Below are 20,366 nucleotides of genomic sequence, written 5' to 3'. Positions count from 1 at the left end.
TTTTTTAGAAAGTTCATAAAAAATTTTTATAATGGTAGTCTAGAAAAAAGCTTGGCCTAAAAGAGAGATTCTTCCAAGACGCAAACTTTTTAGCTTTTGCTTTATTTTTCACTTAGCTTTAAAAAGTCAATAAATGCTTTCACGACCGATAAATTCAAGTAAGAAGGATCATACATGAGCCACGTGTTTCGAAGCAAAGGTGATTCATCTCGGTACGAAAGTCCGTATGTATATAAGTTGTCGCTGGAGTGAAGGCAAATTTCAGGTAAAATTGCAAAGCCTAAATCATTTTTGACCATTTCTTTGGCCGTTTCTTGCCGGTCAACTTCCATTGCCACAAACGGAGGCTCTGAAAACTTGTCATGCCACCAGTCTTGAATGAGATCTTTTAGCGACGTATCGGTTTTATAATTAATATAAGGCAGGTTCGGCAAGTCATCGATCGCAATCTCTTTTTTCGAAATTAAGCAGAGCCGTTCTTTCGTCAGCAGTGATTTTTCTCCGTTCCACGGATAATTGCCTCGTAAAATACCAACGTGCACACGCGAAGAGTCTAATAGATTCATAACTTGCGTACTCCAGCCGGTATTGACGCTGAACTGTACATTTGGGTAGTGAAGAGAGAACTGTTTTAAAATTTTAGGAAGCTTATGCTGTGCAAAGTTACTCGATACCCCTAAGCGAAGCGTTCCCGTAACGGTTTCGCTCATATTGCGCATGCTGTCTTTTGTTTCCTGCAGCTGCTTCCACATATTTTCCGCATAGCGAACAAGATGCTCACCTTCAGATGTAAACTCAATTCCTTTTTTCGTTTTGAAGAAAAGCGACACGCCAAATTCTTCTTCAAGATTTTTAAGGCGGTAGCTTAAAGAAGGCTGCGATACGTAGAGCCTTTCAGCCGTTCGCGTAATGTTCTTTTCTTCGTGAAGCGTTTTAATTAATATCCAATCTTTTTGATCCATCCCAATTCCCCCTTGTATTTAGATTATAAAAAAATTTTTAAAAAGACAATAAATTTTATGTATTTTACTTATGACCACCTCTATTATACGATAAATGGCAAATGAACCGGTTCTAAATAGTAAAAAATAAAATGGTTTGATGAACGCCTCGGCGTTTGTTAGTAGGGGAGAAAGGTGATTAATATGACGCGCATTCCTGTAACGGTTATGAGAGGTGGAACGAGTAAAGGGGTTTTTATCAATCATGAAGAAATGCCTGTGAACAAATCTGATTGGGAACCGTTTTTGCTAGATATAATGGGAAGTCCGGATCAACGTCAAATTGACGGGTTAGGCGGAGCCAATTCGCTGACGAGTAAAATTGCGATTATAAAAAAATCAGATTTAGAGAAAGCTGACGTAGATTACACGTTTGCACAGGTCAGCATCAGCGAATCCCTCGTTGATTTTAAGGGAAACTGCGGCAATATCTCTTCAGCGGTCGGACCTTATGCCATCGAACAAGGAATTGTACAACCTGTGGAACCGGTGACCAAAGTGCGGATTTATAATACGAATACGAAAAAAGTAATCGTAGCGGAAGTAGAAGTAGAAAACGGAAAAGTGAAAACAGAAGGATCGTGTATGATTCCTGGAGTGCCAGGTACGGGTTCACCCATTTATCTTTCGTTTGAAAACGGAGAAGGAGCTGTTACTGGAAAACTGCTTCCGACCGGGAACGCTATTGATCTTCTGCAAACATCCATCGGGACAATAAAAGCATCAATTGTTGATGTAGGAAATCCGCTTGTATTTGTTAAAGCAGGGGATATTGGCCTAAAGGGAACAGAACTTCCGCATGAATACACGGACAAACAGCTGAAGCTATTTGAAGAAATTCGTTCCATTGCAGCGGAAAAAGCGGGGCTTGCACCTCAAAACAAAGCAACTAAACTATCACCAGCGGTTCCAAAAATGACGATTATTGCTCCTCCTATGGACCATCGCGACGGGACTGGCAGAGAAAAAGCTGCTTCTCAAATGGACGTATTAATTCGCATGATGTCGATGCAAAAACCGCATCAAACGCTTGCGATTACAGGAGCAATTTGTACAACGGCGGCTATTTATACAAAAGGCACGCTTCTGTCAGAAATGGTTCAACTAAAAGGCGATACCGTTCGGCTTGCTCATCCAATGGGAATTATGGAAACCAGTGTGGATCTAAAAGATGGACAGGTTAATGGAATCAAAGTAGTGCGTACAGCCCGTCTTATTTTTGAAGGATTTGTTTATACAAAGCACACGTACGATGTATGTTTATCAAGTTAATAATGTTCTCTAAAAAAAGCTCTTTCTAGGAAACTAGGAAGAGCTTTTTTATGTTAGAATATTTTTACTGAATATTGAAAAAGCGGGTGGGAGTATGAAAAAAAGAACGTATATTGATTTAAGCCACATCATTGAAGACGGAGTTATCACACATAAAGGCTTGCCGGCACCAATCATTTGCGACTATTTGAGCCGAGAAGCGTCTAAGAAGCTTTATGAACCAGGGACTGAATTTCAAATCGGTAAAATTGAAATGGTCACGAATACCGGTACGTATATTGACGTGCCGTTTCACAGATACAAAGACGGAGCGGATTTGGCTCAAACGGCTATTGATAAAACAGCCGGACTGGAAGGAATAGTCGTTTCGGTTGACCCGACTTTAACGGCTATTGATGAATCTCATTTTCAACATATAGACGTAAAAGGCAAAGCGGTATTAATTCATACGGGATGGGATCGCTACTGGAATACAGACGATTATTTAGAAAACCATCCATACTTAACGGAAAGCGCGGCAGCTTATTTAGTGTCTCAACAGCCCGCTCTTGTCGGAATTGATTCGATGAATATTGACGACACAAAAGGAAAAGCAAGACCAGCTCATACGCTGCTGTTAGGGGCGGATATTGTGATTGCTGAACACTTATGTCACTTAGATCAACTAACCGAGTCCTTTTTATTTTACGCTGTGCCTCCTAAAATAAAAGGAGCCGGAACGTTTCCGGTAAGAGCATTTGCGGAGGTAGAAAGAAAATGATCCAGTTACATAGATATAGAGAAATACAGGAATTTAAAAACCAAGTAGAGCTGCTTTTATCAAAAAATGAAGTTCTGCATAACTTAGCGCTTGGCATTTTACACGGCTTAAATGAAAGCAGCAAACCAAATTTTATGGGCGTTATTTTTAAAGATAGCCGTGTTGTGCTTGTGTTACTGCAAACGCATCCTAAGCAAATCATACTTTCTCAAATACAGAAGCTAACGGAGGGTGAACTAAGCGAAGCGGCAGAGCTATTACAAGAAATCGACATACCGGGCTTAGTTGGAGAAAGACAAACGGTTTTATATCTTTCTCAAAAACTAGCAGATTTAAAAAATCAAGAAGCTTCTTTGAAAATGGATCAGCGCATTTACCGGTTAGACAAAGTAAAAAAAGCTGCGGATGCTGAAGGAATGCTGGTAAAAGCAAGGTTGGAGCACCTTTCGCTCGTAACGGAGTGGGTTCGAGAGTTTATGTATATCATTGGGGAGCCTATATCGAAAGAACAAGCTGTCAAAACAGGAGAAGCTTTTATTAAAGCAGGACGGTTATTTTTATGGGAAGTGAATGGCAAGTGTGTGTCGATTGCCAATGCTACGCGTCCAACGGCCCATAACGTTACAATTAACTTTGTGTACACACCTCAAAAAGAACGTAAAAAAGGCTATGCCTCAAGCTGTGTGTCGACGCTTTCTCAGCTGATGCTAGATGAAGGGTTTCAAACAACAAGTCTATACACAGATATGACAAACCCTACGTCTAACAAAATTTATATGGAGATTGGGTATGAACACGTAGCCGATTCAGCACTGGTTTTATTTCATGAAAAAAAGTAGCAGGCTGTCTGCTACTTTTTCTATTTCTTAAGGTTTTGCAACTAAATTTACGTGATTTAATGTTTTTGCATCATCAAAAATAAATTCAAGATCATAGGCGCCGGCGTGATACGTGTATCTCGTTTGAGTAGTACCATCACCTTTTACTTTGCTTGTAAAGTTTGGCTGACCTAATTCTTTCTTTAAGTTAGCTTGCGTGATGGACCCTAAATTTGTTTGACGCTCTACATTTGTACCAAAATAGCGGATTTCGTTAATGACATTATTTTGGTCATAGCCAAATGCATATCCAGGGTGACCCATTTCCGCATGATAGTAGTCAAAGTTATTTGATGAACCTTCAGGCGGAGGACCGAACTGATCTCGAACATCTTGACGCAGGCTTTTGCCAATTTTTAAGTCTGCTGTTAAGCGCGGCACTTCGCCTTGCACCGCCGCATTATAAATTTCGTTAATGTTTTTTACAGCTGTTTGATTTTGACTGCTTGTTTCTTGAGATGTAGCTGCGTGTGCTGGGGTATCAAGCTGAGCCACAGGAGCAAATCCAAACGCAACAATTCCTGTAATCGTTGCAGCGGCAGCTACTTTTGAAAAACGTTGTTTCATTTTCACAATCGTTTCCTCCTTTATTTATATCGATTTAGCAACTCCGACCTACCTAAAGAGCAGGTAGGTCGGAGTTGCTAGACCTAAGCGTCTGCCGCCGCCCCTTGCGGGGTAGGCAGCATCTGCCTAGGTGAACCTTTGTGGGAGTAGTCAAGGAGTCTTGGTTGAGTTGGTAACTGATATATATAATGTAACACGCCTTTCAGAATATAAACGTCAGGTAAGGTGAAAAGTAAAAAACGATTCATTTATCATAGGTGAAAAGATTGGTTTGTATTCCTTTATTATGTAAAAAAACGTAATATAGGAAGAATTATAAGTCTTTATAAAAAACTAGATAATAACTGTAAGTATGATACAATAAATCAAGTATTTGTTAAAAATATAATATTTATTGCTGGAGTTTTGATGTATGGAAAAAAATTTGATGAGAGGCACGCTTTTGTTAACAGCGTCTTCTTTGTTAACAAAGATTTTGGGTTTTATTTATATTATTCCGTTTACAGCGCTAGTCGGAACATCAGGTTACGCGCTTTATAAGTATGCATACGGTCCATATACCCTGATGCTTAGCTTATCAACGATGGGTCTTCCGCTTGCTGTTTCGAAGTATGTATCGAAATATAACGGTCTTGGAAACTACCGGGCAGGGCAAGATCTATTAAAAGCAGGCCTTCTATTAATGACGATAACAGGCATAATAGGATTTTTAGTCCTCTATACCATGGCGCCGTGGCTCGCTGAACTAGTCATTAACGGAAAAGATTCATCAGGAAATAGTCAAAAAGACGTGGTGTATGTCATCCGAATGGTGAGCTTTGCTTTAATTATTATCCCGCCTATGAGTCTATTACGAGGCTATTTTCAAGGTAATCAATCCATGGGACCGTCCGCGCTGAGTACAATTATTGAGCAAATTGTGCGTGTGTTGTTTATTTTAGTAGGAGCATACGCTGTCATTCATCTTTTTCATGGTACTATGACAAAAGCTGTTGGAATTGGTACGTTTGGAGCGTTTATTGGAGGCGTAGGGGGAATAGGGATTCTCGGTGCCGTTTATGCAAAACGCAAGCGGTTAATTATAAAAGAAGTGAACAGCGGAAAGAATAATAAATCCGTTTCATTCTCTTTAATGTTCAAAGAGCTTGTGACGTACGCCGTTCCGTTTGTATTAGTTGGTTTAGCTATTCCAATCTATCAAAATATTGATACGTTTACGATTAACATGCTCTTTCAATCAATAGGATATGGACAAGCTAAGGCTGAAACGATTAACTCTGTCATTGGATTAGCACAAATTTTAGTGATGGTGCCGGTATCGTTAGCAACTGCCTTCAGCATGTCGCTGATTCCCGGTATTACGTCTTCTTTTGTGCAAGGGAATTTACGAGAAGTGAAGGGGAAAATTACAAAAACACTGCAGCTGCTGTTGTTTTTTACTCTTCCTGCTGCGGTGGGGCTTTGTTTATTGGGTAAGCCGGTATATATGATGATCTTTGGAGCGAAAAACAGTCCTGAAATCGGTGGAGTTGTTTTACAATGGTATGCGCCTGCTGCGATTCTCTTTGCTCTTTTTACCGTAACAGCCGCGATTCTTCAAGGAATTAATCAGCAAAAGAAATTAATTTTGGGCTTGGGCTTAGGAATTGTTGTGAAGATAGTATTAAACGTACTGTTGGTTTCAAGCTTAAAAGAAATTGGACCTGTTGTCGCGACGTACGGAGGATATGGTGTATCGGTTATCTATAACTTTTATTTAATTGAAAAATCCATTTCTTACCGAGTTCAATCACTGGGAAAAGCCGCGTTGACGCCTGTTTTATTAGTAAGTGTGATGTCAGCCGCTGTGCTTATTGGCAATTATGCTTCTCACTATTTTCTAGAAAATAAGCTGTCTGCATCTTCACTTGCGATTAGCACATCTTGTATTTCAATTGCTTTAGGTGCTGCTGTGTATCTAGGACTAGGCGTAAAAACAAGTTTAGGGCAATCTGTTGTATTAAATAGAAGAAAAAGAATGTAAAGGAGAGAAGGAAGTGTCAAAACGATTTGTACTAACCGTAGCCGCTGGAGGATGTATCATAATTTTCGGCGCGCTGCTGCTACTAAACTGGGAAAAGGTGTTTGGAGACTACCGTCCCATTCAAACAACAAAAGCTGTCTTTAAATTAGAAGTGGGAAGTCAAGATGTAGCAAAGACTATGGATTCAGATAATGTTCTTTACTATATGGTGAAAAAAGGACATCTAGATGAATATATTCAACTGATGAATGAAAAGGGATACGTGTTAAAAGAGAAAGATATCGATCATAACCGACTTGTTTTTAACGATGGACAAGAGGATGAGCAAATTTACTACAAGCGCTTTGCTAGGAAGTATACGATGATTGATGGAGAAGGGTAAAGGCCTTCACTTGTATTTTAGTAGCCTAAAACCGTATAATCCTATCTGTTTTTAAAGTTTTTTTACATAGAAAAGAAAAATAATATTGACAATTGTTAAAAAACTATTAATATTGACTATATTACATAAAACAAATAGCTATTGTTTTCCTTATCAAGAGAGGTGGAGGGACTGGCCCTGTGAAACCCGGCAACCGCTGTCTATGACAGAATGGTGCCAAATCCTTAAGAACAGTATGTTCTTGAAGATGAGGAAGAGACGTTTGGTTAACGAGCTCTTCCTTTATATAAAGGAAGAGCTTTTTTATATTATGGGGGGAGTAAGTCAAATGAAGAGATTTCTTGTTTTAGCAGTTGCGCTTGTACTACTCGTAACTGGCTGTCAGTCAAAAAGCACAAAAAGCAGTGGAAGCGAAGAGAAAGGAAAGAAGCGAATAGCTCTTGTTTTACCTGAAAAGATTGGAGTTAACCCGTTTTTTCAACAAATGGATGATGGAGCAAAACGCGCTGGGAAGAAGTATAACATTGATGTAAAAACAATTGAGTCTACGGATCAAGCAGCCATTGAAAGTAACTTGCGTGCTGCCGTAGCAGAAAACTATGACTTGATTATTACATCTTCTTTTGAATCCGAAGATGCGTTGAAAAAAGTAGCTCAAGAAAACCCGCAGCGTCAATTTGCGATTATTGATACAGTGGTCGATTTACCAAATGTAAGAAGCGTTGTATTCCGTGAACAAGAAGCTTCATATTTATTAGGAGCAGCGGCAGGATTGGTTACAAAAACGAATAAAGTAGGAATGGTTGCAGCTGATGATATTCCATTATTAAAAAAATGGACCGTAAGTTTTAAAGAAGGATTACAATCAACAAATCCAAAAGCAGACTTTCTAGTAAACTATGTTGGAAGTTTCTCCGATCCAGCTAAAGCAAAAGAACTTGCTATTTTACAGGCTTCAAAAGGAGCTGACTTTATCGCCGGAGCTTCAGCGGTAGGCGACTTGGGTGTATTTGAAGCAGCAAAAGAAAAGGGTTTTTATACGGCAGGCCAAGATATTGACCGTACGGAAGTAGATCCTGAGCATATCGTTTTATCGCAGTTGAAAGGATCTGATGCGGCTGCTTATGAAACGGTAGAAGCACTCGCAAATGACAAATTTAAATCCGGTGTAGTGACATACGGCTTAAAAGAAAAAGGTGTTGGGTTAACGTATGTGACTCAAGACAGCAAGACGCCTCTTAATGACTTTGTAGGGCAAGATGTAATTGATCAATTAAAAGAAATTAAAGATTCGATTATTGATGGAAAAACAGTGGTAAAAGATCCGTTAGCAAAGTGAGTTGAAAAGAGAAGTCGAGTAAGGCTGGCTTCTCTTTCTTATTTTTGAAAAAATCCTAATGGGGAAAGGAGCAATGAATAGAATGAGTGAGCTGCTGCAGTTAACGAATTTGACGAAGAAATACGGTTCATTTTTAGCAAATAATAACGTGTCCTTTAAACTGAAAAAAGGCGAGGTCCACGCGCTGGTTGGAGAAAATGGCGCTGGAAAAACAACGTTGATGAGGATGCTTTACGGAATGGAAAAGCCGAGTTCAGGAAATATTCAGCTACATGGGAAAACCGTCTCGTTTTCATCTCCTGCAGATGCTATCAAAAATGGAATAGGCATGGTGCATCAGCATTTTATGGTTTTTCCTCATTTTACAGTGGCTGAAAACATTGTCTTGGGGCATGAGCCAAAGAAGGGCCTCTTTTTTAATAGAAGGCAGGCGAAAGCAGATGTACAGCAATTAACCCAAACCTATCAAATTTCAGTAGATGTTCATAAGAAAGTAAAACATTGCTCAATTGGAGAACAGCAAAAAATTGAAATTTTAAAAGTGCTGTATCAAGGAGCAGAAATCATTATTTTAGACGAGCCTACCGCCGTTCTTACTCCTCATGAAGTGAAGGAACTATTAAAAACAATCCGTTTTTTAGCTTCTCAAGGTAAAAGTATCATTATTATTACACATAAGCTGCAAGAAGTGATGGAAGTAGCGGACCGCATTACGGTTCTTCGAAATGGTAAAGTAGCCGGCGTCACAAGTAAAGAAGATACCAATGCTCATCACCTAGCCAGGCTGATGGTAGGGCGAGAATTAAAAGAGCGTCCTGCAAGAATACCATCACAAGGTACCTCTCATTTAAACGTACAAAATCTCTTTTTAAAAGGAAAAGGACAAAAAAACGTATTGCAAAATGTGTCTCTTCACGTTTCTGCAGGCGAAATTGTCGGTATTGCAGGCGTTTCAGGAAATGGGCAATCAGAGCTGCTTCAAGCAATCGCTGGATTAGTAGAAACAGACAGCGGAAGTATTAAACTTGGAGATGAAGATCTTACAGGGCGATCTGTGCGTGAAAGAAGAGAGGCAGGAATCGCTCATATTCCAGAAGACCGCTATATGTGGGGAGCCTCTAAGGACGATACGATCGAAGAAAATGCACTAATGGGCTATCAGTATAAAGCTTCTTACTCGAAGATGGGCTGGCTGAAAAGAAAGATATTCAAGTCGAGCGTGGAGGAATGGATAAATGAATTTTCGATTAAAGCCACTTCATCTAAGCAAAAAGCTGGAGAACTGTCAGGGGGAAATCTGCAAAAATTGATTGTTGCCAGAGAGCTTGGGCAAAACACTTCTTTTCTACTTGCTGCTGAACCAACGCGAGGAGTGGATATTGGGGCAATGGAACGTATTCATGATGCTTTGATTCAAAAACGGAATAATGGCTCCGCTATTTTACTTGTGTCTTCGGAACTGTCGGAGATTATCTCACTATCAGATCGAATTTTAGTTATGTACGAAGGCAGTATTGTTGGAGAGCTTACAAGGGAAGAAGCAACAGAAGAGAAACTAAGCATATTAATGGCAGGAGGAACGGTAGAAGGTGATACAGTTGCAGAAACTTCTTAAATCATTAATCCAGCCGGTTATTGCAGTCATTTTTGGCTTAGCAATAGGAGGCATTATTATTTCCTTAACTGGTGGTTCGGTTCTTCAAACATATACAGAGCTCTGGAATGGAGCGTTTGGTAATTTTTATTTCTTCAGCACTACGCTGGCTCGCGCTACGCCTATTCTTTTAATTGCGTTAGGTGTCGGGTTTGCTTTTAGAGCAGGTGTGTTTAATTTAGGGGGAGAAGGACAGATGGTCGTTGGAGCGATTAGTGCAGCAATTGTCGCTTATTACCTGCCGGCTCCAGGGATAGTCAAGCTTATAGCGGCTATTGCAGCTGCTGTTGTGGCAGGAGGTTTGCTTTCTGTTTTAGCAGGCTGGATGGAAGCCGCGTTTAAAATTCAGCTCGTCATTTCTACGCTTTTATTAAATTATATCGCTGTCTTATTTGCAAGCTATTTAGCAGGCCATCCGTTTCAAGATAAAACAGGCTCAGCTGCTCTCGCTCAAACGCCTATGATTGAGCAAGGGGCGTGGCTTGGAAAAGTGTTTCAAGGAATGCCTCTTCATATTGGGTTTATCATTGCTCTAGTAGGTGCACTTCTGCTATGGACGGTGCTTCGCTACTCTGTGTTTGGGTACGAAGTGAACGCATCCGGAAAAAATCCGTTGTTCGGGGCGTATGGAGGTATTCATCAAGTAAAAGTCATGCTGTTCAGTATGTTTATTAGCGGGAGCTTGGCTGGATTAGCCGGAGGGTTTGAAGTTCTTGGTTCACAGTACCGTTTTGTAGACGGTGCGCTCACCGTTCCTGGATATGCGTGGACTGGAGTGATGGCTGCCCTGTTAGCAAACTCGAATCCGATCGGCATTGTTTTTACGTCTCTTTTACTTGCCGCTTTGCAAACAGGAGCGATGGGGCTAGAGCGTAATACAGAAATTCCGTTAGAAATTGCGAGTATTATGCAAGCTGTGCTCATTCTATTTATCTCAGCAAAATTCACAAAGCAGTGGTGGAGAGCAAAAAAGAAAGGAGCTGATATTCGTGGAGCTGCTTGATTGGTCACTGTTAAATGCAACGCTGCGAATGGTTGCGCCTATATTATTAGCGGCCCTTGGCGGAATGCTTTGCGCGCGCGTAGGCATATTTAATGTAGGGCTAGAAGGTCTGATTTTGATTGGAGCTTTTAGCGGAATTGCCGGCAACTATTATACTCATAATGTCTTTTTTGCGATCATGATTGCGGCTGGAGCAAGCTTACTTTTTGCTTTGCTTTTTGGAATGATGGTCGTGGTGTTTAAAGCAAATGAAATTGTTGCTGGGGTGTCTATTAATTTTTTAGCACTGGGCTTAACGACATTTTTACTCCGGACTATTTTTCATACAAAAGGTGCCTATTACGATAAAAATATGCAGGGAATAGGCACATGGGATATTCCTTTGATCAAAGACATACCTGTAATCGGCGACATTATTTCAGGACAGTCGCCGCTTGTCTATTTTGCTTTTTTAGCAGCAATTGCTTTTTATATCTTCTTTTATCGAACGATTTTTGGTTTCCGTCTTCTAGCGGTAGGCTACAATAAAGTAGCAGCAAGTACGCTTGGTTTAAAAGCAATAAGATATCAGCTGTTTGCGATTGCAGCATGCGGAATCCTGTGTGGGATTGCCGGAGCACAGCTTTCATTAGGACAAGTCACGATGTTCTCAGAAGGCATGACTTCAGGACGTGGATTTATCGCACTTGTGGCGATGATGCTTGGTCAGTCTCATCCGCTTGGTATTTTAGCATCAAGTATACTTTTCGGCTTAATGGATGCTGTGAGTACACGGCTGCAAGGTTTTTCAATACCGACCGAGTTTACGATGATGGTCCCTTACGTGCTGACATTAGCAGCGATGTTTTTCCTGCGAGATAAAGGAGTCGAAACGAATCAAACAAGTCAGCAAAGTGCACGCTGATAAAAAAATAAAGAGGTGGTACCTATGAACAAAGCAGACCGTATTAAACGAATGAAAACACCAGAAATTGATCCAAAGTATGAAGGACGAGTGCCTCCGGGGCAAGTAGTGACGGAGCGCTTTCCGATTTTACATGAAGGAGACGTGCCGGAGTATAACCTAGAGGAGTGGACGCTTCGCGTATTTGGATTAGTAGACAAGGAAGTGACCCTTTCATATCAAGAGATATTGGACATGCCGCAAACGACGGTGAAATGTGATATTCACTGCGTAACGAGATGGACAAGACTTGATAATGAATTTACGGGCGTGCTGTTTACAGACTTTTTAAAAGCAATCGGCGTAGAGTTAAAAAGTAAATACATCATGCTGCACGGAGACAATAACTATACGTCAAACATTGAGGTAGAAGATTTACTGAGAGACGATATTCTTCTTGCTCATTCCTTTAACGGAGAGCCGCTTACAGCTAAGCATGGATATCCGCTGCGATTGATTGTTCCGCATTTGTACTTTTGGAAAAGTGTTAAATGGCTTCGAGGCTTTGAAGTCATTGATGAAAATCATCCTGGCTTTTGGGAGCAAAACGGCTTTCATCTTAGAGGAGATCCGTTTAAAGAAGAGCGTTTTTCTGGAGAAGATTTAGGCATTCCAGAAGATGAGTGGGTACATAAAGACTATGATTAATGAAAATGCCTATGCGTGCGCATAGGCATTTTGTTAGCGCTGGCGTTTTAATTCCCACACAACGTGGCGAAGCTCAGGCAAAATCAGCTTGGTCATGGCTAGACGAACAGCACCGCTTGATCCCGGTGTAGAGAAAACGGCTTTTTCGTTAATCGTCCCGGCAATTGCCCGGCTCATAATTGCTGCGCTGCCAATGTCTTCGATGTAGCTCAGCATGCGAAACAGCTCACCAAATCCAACGATTTCTTTATGAATCAGCGCTTGAACGGCTTCAATTGTGACGTCTCGTTTTGTGATGCCTGTCCCTCCAGTTGTCAGAACAACGTCGATGCCATCATCACTGCATCCGGCAAGTATCGCTTGTTGAATCGACGTTTGATCGTCTTTTACAATTTCATAGGAGGCGACTTGCATGTCATGTTCTTTTAGAAGTTCCATCATCAGCGCGCCGCTTTTATCGCTTTCTTTTGTACGCGTGTCTGATACTGTAATAACTTTGCAGCGAACGGGCTGCGTTGCTTTGGATTTATGTTCGTGTACGCTCATTATGTACCTCCTTTACGCTTCTGTGCGTTTGTAGTCACCGTTTTTGCCGCCTGATTTTTCAAACAAATATGTTTCGCCGATAATCATTCCTTTATCAATGGCTTTGCACATATCATAAACGGTTAGTGCACAGGCGGAAGCAGCGGTTAAAGCTTCCATTTCAACACCCGTTGAGCCTTCGGTTTTAACCGTTGCTTCTATTAATAAACGGTACTGATCATTGCTTGTGTCCCAGTCGAATGAAAGGTTTACGCCTTTTAATAGAAGAGGGTGACACATCGGAATAATGTCAGACGTACGTTTTGCTGCCATGATTCCCGCTACTTGCGCGACAGCAAGTACGTCGCCTTTTCCGATTTTATGTTCTACAATGGCTTCGTGAATTTCTTTGTTAACAAGTATACTTGAACGAGCTGTTGCAACGCGGCGAGTAATAGATTTTTCGCTAATATCGACCATATTGGCACGGCCTTGGTCATTAAAATGTGTAAAAGAAGACATCGGTGTTTTCATCCTTTTTCAGTAAATTTTGTTGTATGATAGAAATAGTGAGATATGCTATGATTTTACACCATAGCGTAAAAAGTGAACAGACATAAAGGAAGTGAAGAATGTATGTTAGAAAGCAGAACACCTATTTCAATTCCTGAAGCAATTGAAAAAGTTATGACATATAAAAGAAAAGGCAGCATTGAACGCGTATCAATCACCGAAAGCTACGGACGCTATTTAGGAGAAGATATTATCGCCGACCAAAACGTTCCTCATTTTAATAAATCGCTTTATGACGGCTTTGCAATTCGAGCGCAAGACTGTGTAGAAGTCTCAAGTGAACATCCTGTCGAGTTCGAGGTAGTAGGTGAAATTGGCGCCGGCTCTGTTTTTGAAGGAGAAGTAAAGCCGTTTCAAGCGGTGCGCATTATGACAGGAGCGCAGGTGCCTCATTCATGTGATGCGGTTGTGATGCTTGAAGTAACGAAGTCTTATGAAAAAGAAGGAAAGACGTATATGGCGTTAAGCCGGCGGGCTTCAAAGTGGGAGCACATTGCATTAAAAGGAGAAGAAACGAAAAAAGGAGACGTGCTTGTTTCAAAAGGGACGCGGATCAATCCGGGCGTCACGGCTTTTTTAGCTACGTTTGGCTATGCCGATGTCGCTGTCGTGAAGCAGCCGGTTGTTGGGGTTTTAACAACGGGCAGCGAACTGCTTGATGTGAACGAGCCGCTAGAACCAGGAAAAATCCGCAACAGTAACTCCTATATGGCACTCGCGCAAATTATAAGAAGCGGCGGGGTTCCGAAATACTTAGGAAAGCTTGAAGACGACTTTGACCGCTGCTATGAAGCGGTAGAAAAAGCGCTCGAAGAAGTGGATATTTTACTGACAACCGGTGGGGTATCCGTTGGGGACTATGATTATTTGCCGGCTATTTATGAAAAGCTTGGTGCGAATGTGCTGTTTAACAAAATTGCGATGCGGCCGGGAAGCGTCACAACAGTCGCAGAACGAAACGGGCAGCTGCTGTTTGGACTATCGGGAAATCCTTCTGCTTGCTATGTCGGGTTTGAACTGTTTGTTCGTCCGATTGTTCGCAGCTTTTTGCATTCACCGGCGCCCCATTTACATAAAACAAAAGCGGTGTTAAACGGACGTTTTAAAGAGCCTAATGCATTTACGAGAATGGTGCGAGGAGAAATTACAGACGAAGGCGGAAGGCTTGTTGTAACGCCAGTTGGAATGGACAAGTCAGGCGCTATTTCGTCATTAGCTGCAGCAAATGCGCTGGTTGTTCTTCCAGGTGGAGAGCATGGGTATGATAAAGGAACAGAAGTGAACGTGCTGCATCTTGAAAACGAAGGCACGAGTTCGCTTTGGGTATAAATAGCAGTCTGCTTATTGCTTGTCCTTTTTTTCAATAAGAACTTGAAGCAGCTCTGTAATTCGATCTAATTTGCTTTCAATGCGAACAAGTAAGTAAAAAGATAGGGCAATTGGAAAGCCTAAATCTTTAATATAGCTAACTAAGTTTTCCATAATAGCATACCTCCTTCACTTAGAAGATATATTATAATATGTGATTTCTAAGTATTTGTTCGCAGGGCAGACGTCCATTTTCAAGACAAAAGTCCTTAAAAAATAAGAAAAAGCAGCCTCGGCATTGGCAAGCGAGGCTGCTTTTTTGTAAGGGTTCATTTATACGTATTCAAGTATGAACGATTATTGGAATTAAACTATAACATATTTTTTAATATAAATAATACTTTTGATGTGTTCTAACATATGAATAAGAGGTGCACTTTTGATTCATTGATTTAATTGGTCCTCCTAATGAAAAACCAACTAAATTAAGGATGTATAAAAAGCTGCATATTCTATAAAAGTGACTTTTTCAGAACTCTTACTTCCCTAAGGGTTCTCTTTTTCGCTGTGTGCCTAAGAGAGTGGTTGTGTACACAGTTCATATTTTAATCCTGAGATAAATAAATCCAGTTCATTTCATCAAATTCTTCAATACTATAATTTGAACCTATATTCTTTAACATTTTATTGAAGAATTTTAGATTAACCTCATGATCATACAAATCTTCTTGAATGTATTCCTTAATAATAAAGTTTGTTAAATTTGTATTATTAACAAAGTCTGAAAAGAACGACGTTATAAGGTCTGAATCTTCTTCGTTTAATTTTTCATCATTAATGATCGAAATCCTAAAAACGTTTAAAATCGCGTCAATATCTTCTGCATCCATATAACATAATGGATCTAGTTTTTTATCTTCTTCTGTAAATGGATTTCGAGTGTCTTCAATAACTACATAAGATATAATTCTTCCATTTCTTGATACATGGAAGATTTCTAAATCACGCAATTTTAAAATTCTATGAAGCGATATCATAAGTTCCTCCTATTAAAGTGTTGATTTACGATATTTTAATAAATTAGATATTGTTAAATCTAAAGAGTATAGTATTCAGTTTGCAGTAAAATAATCTTGTGTGGTATTAATTAACAAATATATAAACGTAAAAAGAGAAGAGGATACGTATATGAGAGAGTATTTCTTGAAAACGGAAAGGTTAGGATTTTCCATTTGGCATAGTGATGATGTTAAATATGCAAACTCTCTTTGGGGAGATGAAAACGTAACGAAATTTATTGTGGCAAATGGAAAAATGTCTGTGGAGGAAGTGCAAAATAGACTTGATAGAGAAATAGATATGTATCGTCAACATAACATTCAGTACTGGCCTGTTTTTTTACTCCAAACGAACGAACATGTAGGTTGCTGTGGTGTGCGACCTTACAATATTCAAGGTAAAACTCTGGAGTTTGGCATACACTTAAAACGTCCTTATTGGGGAAAGGGAATAGCTCAAGAAGCAAGTCAAGCAGTCATAGATTACTCTTTTACTAACCTTGAGGTAAGCAGTTTATTTGCGGGGCATAACCCTAAAAATAGAGACTCTGCAAAATCACTTAATAAATTAGGGTTTAAATACACACATGATGAGTTTTATAAACCTACGGGGTTGCAACATCCTTCTTATTTACTTACTAAAGAAGGATAGCGGCAGTTAATTTTTTAAATAGCCTATGACATGTTTTGTGTTAACTAGAAAGAAATAGATAAACAAATACTTTATTAAGGAGGGAGATCAAATGCATTGTTTAGAACCAAAAGATTATCATAAGATACACAACATTTTAAAAGCATCATTTAAGACTCCTACATTTGCTTTTTCTGTTGTTAATCGTGTGATTCAAGGGTCTGTGTACGTAAATGATAGTATGAAGCCAACGTCAGGATTTCTTAGAATACGTGCAGGGGACTATTATGTATTTGGTCAAGGAAATGACTTAGTGTTTAATAATTCTCTCTATCGTTACTTCGTTGAGAAGGTTTATGGCAAGGAAAAACGTTTTACTGTTTTTACTCCATCGACCGATTGGGAGGCTCTTTTTGACGAGACTTTCAAACCGTACGTAAAGAAAATGATACGTTCTAAGTATAGATTTGTTCCTCCAAAAGTTCCTTCTAAGTATAACCTTCCCGATCTTTATGAGTTAAAAGATTTTAACTCTGATTTTTTAAGGGGAAGTGAGAATTTCAATGAATCATATATAGTCGATTACTGGGGATCAGAAAGTCATTTTTTTAAAAACGGATTAGGAGTTTGTGTTATCCATAAAGAAAATATTGTCGCTGAATGTGTGTCTATCTTTCATAGTGGAACAATAGCTGAAATCGATATTGTGACTAATCCTAGCTATAGAGGACAAGGATTGGGAAAAATAGTGGGTCAAGAGTTTATAAATAAGTGTTTAGAAAAGAATGTTATGCCTGCTTGGGATTGCGATAATAATAATGAAGCGTCAAAAGCATTAGCTAGTAAACTTGGATTTTCTAATGAAGAGAGGTACGCTTTATATGTATTAAAATGAAAAGCCCTAAAAGTAGGGCTTTTTTGTACCGGTTATACTTTTAAAGCAACAAAGTCTAGATAGAATAAGCATGTGTAAGCACTGTTCTAAAAGTATGTTACAATGTAATTATAAGGAATAAGAGGGGGATATAGGGATGTTAACGGCAGCAGTTGTAACTGTTTCAATTTTATCTTTAGCTTGGATTGTTGGGCAAAAAGAGCAGACAGAAAAACAATAATTTAGAAGAAAAAGCAGGTGAGGGGGGCATATATGCAAAGACAGCAAAGCATTACTGTCCTTTTATTAATGCTAGGAGTAGCAGCCATTTCTTTAGGGCTGGCTTTGAAAGATGTATTCGAGCACTCTCCTACGGTGGGCTGGCTTCTAGGAACCGCAATATTAATAGGTAATTCTATTTATACAGGTGTACAGGTAAGAAAGAAAAATCATACATAATGAATTTTCAGAGTGCTTGGATAATGCCTATCCAGGCATTTTTTATATGGAGAAATGGGATTTTATTAGCATTGATAGTGTATCTATGTATCTACTAAATATTTCAGCTCAGGTGGGTACTCATGCAAGTAAGATAGGAGGATCTAAATACTAATGAAGTACGATGAATATGAAATGCTTGAGTTATTTGAAGACGAGCCTGTAGTAATGATTGATTATCAGACAGGTATGTTTATGTACAGCAAGGATGACGATCATGGGTTTCATTTACTATTGACGATGTCAGTACATGAAAGTAAGTGCAGTGTAAGTTTAAGTTATAAACACTTTAAAGGGTTAATCTTTAACTTTGATTTAGAAGATATTAGCCAAATTAAAGGAGAAAATGATCGCTTAAAGATCTTGGGGAACGATGACAATACGGAAGTGGAAATTAGTTTCAAACCACATTTTTCGTTAAAGAAGGTAAGGCTATAACGTTAACTAAATCTTCAAATAGGATGAAACAAATCGATAAGGTTAATAAAATATTTGAAGGAAGAGGGTAAATGATGAAGAGGGTAGCAAAGGGGTTAGTGCTGATTATTAGCCTAGTAATAATTGTTGTTGTAGGAGCCATTTTTATATTTAATCAGTCGTTAAAGCCAGACGAAGATAAAGAAGAAAAAGTAAAAGTAGAAGCTAAAAAGTATTTGAAGACACATTTTACAGATTCAACTGTTATTTATGATACCTTATACGACAATATGGGGAATTTTCCTTTTGAATATGCAGCAAAGGTAACTAATGAAAAGGATCAGACAAATTTTCTTGTTTACTACAACGATGAAGTAAATGAAATGGAAGATAGCTATATTTCTTCTAAGTGGGAAAGTCAATTAAATAAAAAAGTTCGCCCTTACATTATACAGAAGTTTGAACCGTTAGATGAGCTCATTGTATTTTACGATGCGCAAGTAGGAAAGACATATAATATTAATCCTAATATCGCCACTAGTTATAAGGATTATAATGCTTCGCCTTCAATTACTATCTCCATTGCTCGAAAACCGAAAAAAGAAGATGCAGAGACTTTCAGTGAAATGGTATCTTTCTTAAAAAAAGAAGCTGAACTAAAGCATGGTACAGTTACTTTAAACTATGTAAAGAAAGGTGTACCACAATCAGGTAAGGAGATACGCAAAGAATTTTAAAATTTATATTTTTTAAGAAGAGCGTTTTTATAGCATATTAGGAAAATATAAAAGACCTTTAAAACTATTTGTTTTAAAGGCTTTTGCTGCTTTATAACGGTGGTTATGACAAATAGGCGATATAAGAAATACACTAATTTATCTTCAAATTTATCTTCAAATTTCTTCTTTTTCCATTGCTCTCGCATTAATAATTCTGTTCTTATGCGTTTCTCCCCAGTCTTTCATAAGCAAAATGATTGGTTCGAGAGATCTTCCGAATTCGGTTAGGGAGTACTCTACTTTTGGGGGGATTTCTTTATAGATTTCACGGTGAACAATCCCGTCTTTTTCTAACTCTCTTAATTGTAAAGTCAGCATGCGCTGTGTAATGGCAGGATATAGTTTTCGGAACTCATTAAAACGCTTCTTTCCATCAATGAGATGATAAAGTATAATTCCTTTCCATTTTCCACCTATTACGTCTAATGTGGTTTCGACCGGGCACCCGACTTTACTGGGTGAATAATCGAAGCCTACTTTTTGGTTTCTCATCCATTTTCACTCCCTGTAGTATACGGTTTTATACTATGTTTAATTAATGTGCGTACTTCCTCTAATTTATTACAAAATATACAATATAATCATACCAAAAATAAAAAGGAGGTCTATATTATGAAAACATTAGTACTCATTGCACATCCACATATTGAATCTTCTCGAGTAAATAAAAAATGGAAGGAATCAGCTTTGAATCAAACGGATTTAACGGTTCATGATCTTTATGAAACATATTGTGATCAACCCATTGATGTGAAAGTTGAACAGCAGCTGCTTCTTGCTCATGATCGTATTGTTTTTCAGTTTCCATTATACTGGTACAGCAGCCCGCCACTTTTAAAACAGTGGTTTGATGAAGTGTTTACTTTTGGGTGGGCTCATGGCCCTGGCGGAACGAAGCTTAGGGGAAAGGAGTGGGTGTTGGCTATTTCCATCGGTTCGCCTGAACATTCTTATCAAGCGGGTGGGTATAATTTATTTTCAGTAAGCGAAATAACAAAGCCATTCCAGGCATCTGCTAGTTTAGTTGGCATGATTTATCTTCCTCCTTTTATTGAATATCGTTCAAATAAAATCAGTGACTATGATATCACTCAAAGTTCAATTGGCTATGTAAAGCATATTACAAATACAGAATTAAATCCGAAAATTCGTTTTCATAATTATTTAAAACAGCTAGACGAAAGTACCTTGTCTGTTAATGAATAAACAAAGGGAAAAAGAAAGAGCATCTAA

General features: G+C 39.0%; 24 protein-coding genes and 1 riboswitch. Of the genes, 17 read left to right on the top strand and 7 right to left on the bottom strand.

What is annotated here, in order from left to right; translation table 11 throughout:
- Nucleotides 1-101 precede the first annotated feature (101 nt).
- On the bottom strand, nt 102-962 hold the full coding sequence (locus MKY06_RS19410; protein WP_025750019.1) for a LysR family transcriptional regulator: 861 nt from the start codon (nt 960-962) through the stop codon (nt 102-104).
- Between the two features lie 183 nt (nt 963-1,145).
- On the opposite strand from MKY06_RS19410, the gene MKY06_RS19405 reads away from it, so the two are divergent.
- The 3 genes from MKY06_RS19405 (at nt 1,146) to MKY06_RS19395 (ending at nt 3,872) form a co-directional block, all read left to right on the top strand.
- A complete protein-coding gene (locus MKY06_RS19405) occupies nt 1,146-2,273 on the top strand; it encodes a 2-methylaconitate cis-trans isomerase PrpF family protein (RefSeq protein WP_029323643.1) in 1,128 nt (375 codons plus the stop codon).
- Nucleotides 2,274-2,367: 94 nt separating this feature from the next.
- On the top strand, nt 2,368-3,033 hold the full coding sequence (locus tag MKY06_RS19400; protein ID WP_029323640.1) for a cyclase family protein: 666 nt from the start codon (nt 2,368-2,370) through the stop codon (nt 3,031-3,033).
- Nucleotides 3,030-3,872: a GNAT family N-acetyltransferase gene (locus MKY06_RS19395; RefSeq protein ID WP_098449411.1), complete on the top strand. Its 843-nt coding sequence runs from the start codon at nt 3,030-3,032 to the stop codon at nt 3,870-3,872. Before MKY06_RS19400 ends, MKY06_RS19395 begins: the two co-directional genes overlap by 4 nt.
- Nucleotides 3,873-3,899: 27 nt before the next feature.
- Here MKY06_RS19395 and MKY06_RS19390 read toward each other — a convergent pair whose 3' ends face one another.
- A complete protein-coding gene (locus MKY06_RS19390) occupies nt 3,900-4,478 on the bottom strand; it encodes a YjgB family protein (RefSeq protein WP_213019842.1) in 579 nt (192 codons plus the stop codon).
- Between the two features lie 412 nt (nt 4,479-4,890).
- Here MKY06_RS19390 and MKY06_RS19385 point away from each other — a divergent pair, with 412 nt between their 5' ends.
- The 7 genes from MKY06_RS19385 to MKY06_RS19355 all read left to right on the top strand — a co-directional run bounded on the left by MKY06_RS19385 (nt 4,891) and on the right by MKY06_RS19355 (nt 12,470).
- Entirely contained in the window at nt 4,891-6,501 is a 1,611-nt protein-coding gene (locus tag MKY06_RS19385; protein WP_098196844.1) for a putative polysaccharide biosynthesis protein, read from the top strand.
- A gap of 13 nt (nt 6,502-6,514) precedes the next feature.
- Nucleotides 6,515-6,883: a hypothetical protein gene (locus tag MKY06_RS19380; RefSeq protein ID WP_098288223.1), complete on the top strand. Its 369-nt coding sequence runs from the start codon at nt 6,515-6,517 to the stop codon at nt 6,881-6,883.
- Nucleotides 6,884-7,030: 147 nt separating this feature from the next.
- Nucleotides 7,031-7,137, top strand: a riboswitch (SAM riboswitch).
- A gap of 74 nt (nt 7,138-7,211) precedes the next feature.
- Nucleotides 7,212-8,222, top strand: a complete 1,011-nt coding sequence (locus tag MKY06_RS19375; RefSeq protein ID WP_078082274.1) for a BMP family lipoprotein — start codon at nt 7,212-7,214, stop codon at nt 8,220-8,222.
- 82 nt (nt 8,223-8,304) lie between these two features.
- Nucleotides 8,305-9,837, top strand: a complete 1,533-nt coding sequence (locus MKY06_RS19370) for an ABC transporter ATP-binding protein (protein WP_098322291.1) — start codon at nt 8,305-8,307, stop codon at nt 9,835-9,837.
- On the top strand, nt 9,812-10,879 hold the full coding sequence (locus MKY06_RS19365; RefSeq protein ID WP_176524269.1) for an ABC transporter permease: 1,068 nt from the start codon (nt 9,812-9,814) through the stop codon (nt 10,877-10,879). Before MKY06_RS19370 ends, MKY06_RS19365 begins: the two co-directional genes overlap by 26 nt.
- On the top strand, nt 10,866-11,783 hold the full coding sequence (locus MKY06_RS19360; RefSeq protein ID WP_098279164.1) for an ABC transporter permease: 918 nt from the start codon (nt 10,866-10,868) through the stop codon (nt 11,781-11,783). The genes MKY06_RS19365 and MKY06_RS19360 overlap by 14 nt, the downstream gene beginning before the upstream one ends.
- A 24-nt stretch (nt 11,784-11,807) precedes the next feature.
- Nucleotides 11,808-12,470, top strand: coding sequence for a sulfite oxidase-like oxidoreductase (locus MKY06_RS19355; RefSeq protein ID WP_098322290.1), 663 nt, complete (start codon nt 11,808-11,810; stop codon nt 12,468-12,470).
- Between the two features lie 33 nt (nt 12,471-12,503).
- Here the strand turns inward: MKY06_RS19355 and MKY06_RS19350 are convergent, their stop codons facing one another.
- Nucleotides 12,504-13,016, bottom strand: coding sequence for a MogA/MoaB family molybdenum cofactor biosynthesis protein (locus MKY06_RS19350; RefSeq protein ID WP_098322289.1), 513 nt, complete (start codon nt 13,014-13,016; stop codon nt 12,504-12,506).
- 12 nt (nt 13,017-13,028) lie between these two features.
- Nucleotides 13,029-13,517: a cyclic pyranopterin monophosphate synthase MoaC gene (gene moaC / locus MKY06_RS19345; RefSeq protein ID WP_029323612.1), complete on the bottom strand. Its 489-nt coding sequence runs from the start codon at nt 13,515-13,517 to the stop codon at nt 13,029-13,031.
- Between the two features lie 114 nt (nt 13,518-13,631).
- Between moaC and MKY06_RS19340 the strand changes: the two genes are divergently transcribed.
- Nucleotides 13,632-14,897 (top strand): molybdopterin molybdotransferase MoeA, encoded by a 1,266-nt coding sequence (locus MKY06_RS19340; protein ID WP_053487630.1) that lies wholly within the window; start codon nt 13,632-13,634, stop codon nt 14,895-14,897.
- A 12-nt stretch (nt 14,898-14,909) separates the two neighbouring features.
- Here MKY06_RS19340 and MKY06_RS19335 read toward each other — a convergent pair whose 3' ends face one another.
- Together MKY06_RS19335 and MKY06_RS19330 are read right to left on the bottom strand one after the other, a co-directional pair.
- Nucleotides 14,910-15,050 (bottom strand): YvrJ family protein, encoded by a 141-nt coding sequence (locus MKY06_RS19335; RefSeq protein ID WP_013058473.1) that lies wholly within the window; start codon nt 15,048-15,050, stop codon nt 14,910-14,912.
- Between the two features lie 431 nt (nt 15,051-15,481).
- Nucleotides 15,482-15,913 carry a hypothetical protein gene (locus tag MKY06_RS19330; protein WP_013058472.1) on the bottom strand — a complete coding sequence of 144 codons (432 nt, stop codon included), beginning with the start codon at nt 15,911-15,913 and terminating at the stop codon, nt 15,482-15,484.
- Between the two features lie 151 nt (nt 15,914-16,064).
- On the opposite strand from MKY06_RS19330, the gene MKY06_RS19325 reads away from it, so the two are divergent.
- The 5 genes from MKY06_RS19325 (at nt 16,065) to MKY06_RS19305 (ending at nt 19,091) form a co-directional block, all read left to right on the top strand.
- Nucleotides 16,065-16,586: a GNAT family N-acetyltransferase gene (locus tag MKY06_RS19325; RefSeq protein ID WP_289917182.1), complete on the top strand. Its 522-nt coding sequence runs from the start codon at nt 16,065-16,067 to the stop codon at nt 16,584-16,586.
- A 91-nt stretch (nt 16,587-16,677) separates the two neighbouring features.
- A complete protein-coding gene (locus MKY06_RS19320; protein WP_098979974.1) occupies nt 16,678-17,460 on the top strand; it encodes a GNAT family N-acetyltransferase in 783 nt (260 codons plus the stop codon).
- Between the two features lie 252 nt (nt 17,461-17,712).
- Nucleotides 17,713-17,898: a hypothetical protein gene (locus tag MKY06_RS19315; RefSeq protein ID WP_064472008.1), complete on the top strand. Its 186-nt coding sequence runs from the start codon at nt 17,713-17,715 to the stop codon at nt 17,896-17,898.
- A 153-nt stretch (nt 17,899-18,051) separates the two neighbouring features.
- On the top strand, nt 18,052-18,375 hold the full coding sequence (locus MKY06_RS19310) for a hypothetical protein (protein ID WP_098279170.1): 324 nt from the start codon (nt 18,052-18,054) through the stop codon (nt 18,373-18,375).
- A gap of 71 nt (nt 18,376-18,446) precedes the next feature.
- Nucleotides 18,447-19,091 carry a hypothetical protein gene (locus MKY06_RS19305; protein WP_223268983.1) on the top strand — a complete coding sequence of 215 codons (645 nt, stop codon included), beginning with the start codon at nt 18,447-18,449 and terminating at the stop codon, nt 19,089-19,091.
- A 156-nt stretch (nt 19,092-19,247) separates the two neighbouring features.
- On the opposite strand, the gene MKY06_RS19300 is transcribed toward MKY06_RS19305, so the two are convergent.
- Nucleotides 19,248-19,625 carry a winged helix-turn-helix transcriptional regulator gene (locus MKY06_RS19300; RefSeq protein WP_029323601.1) on the bottom strand — a complete coding sequence of 126 codons (378 nt, stop codon included), beginning with the start codon at nt 19,623-19,625 and terminating at the stop codon, nt 19,248-19,250.
- 120 nt (nt 19,626-19,745) lie between these two features.
- Here MKY06_RS19300 and MKY06_RS19295 point away from each other — a divergent pair, with 120 nt between their 5' ends.
- Nucleotides 19,746-20,339 (top strand): NAD(P)H-dependent oxidoreductase, encoded by a 594-nt coding sequence (locus MKY06_RS19295; protein ID WP_289917164.1) that lies wholly within the window; start codon nt 19,746-19,748, stop codon nt 20,337-20,339.
- The last annotated feature ends 27 nt before the right edge of the window (nt 20,340-20,366 follow it).

Origin of the sequence: Priestia sp. FSL P4-0332, from assembly GCF_038005845.1 — a bacterium.
Taxonomy (GTDB): domain Bacteria; phylum Bacillota; class Bacilli; order Bacillales; family Bacillaceae_H; genus Priestia.
The sequence above is the reverse complement of the archived record's forward strand: the minus strand, read 5'-3'. Positions and strand labels throughout refer to the sequence as shown.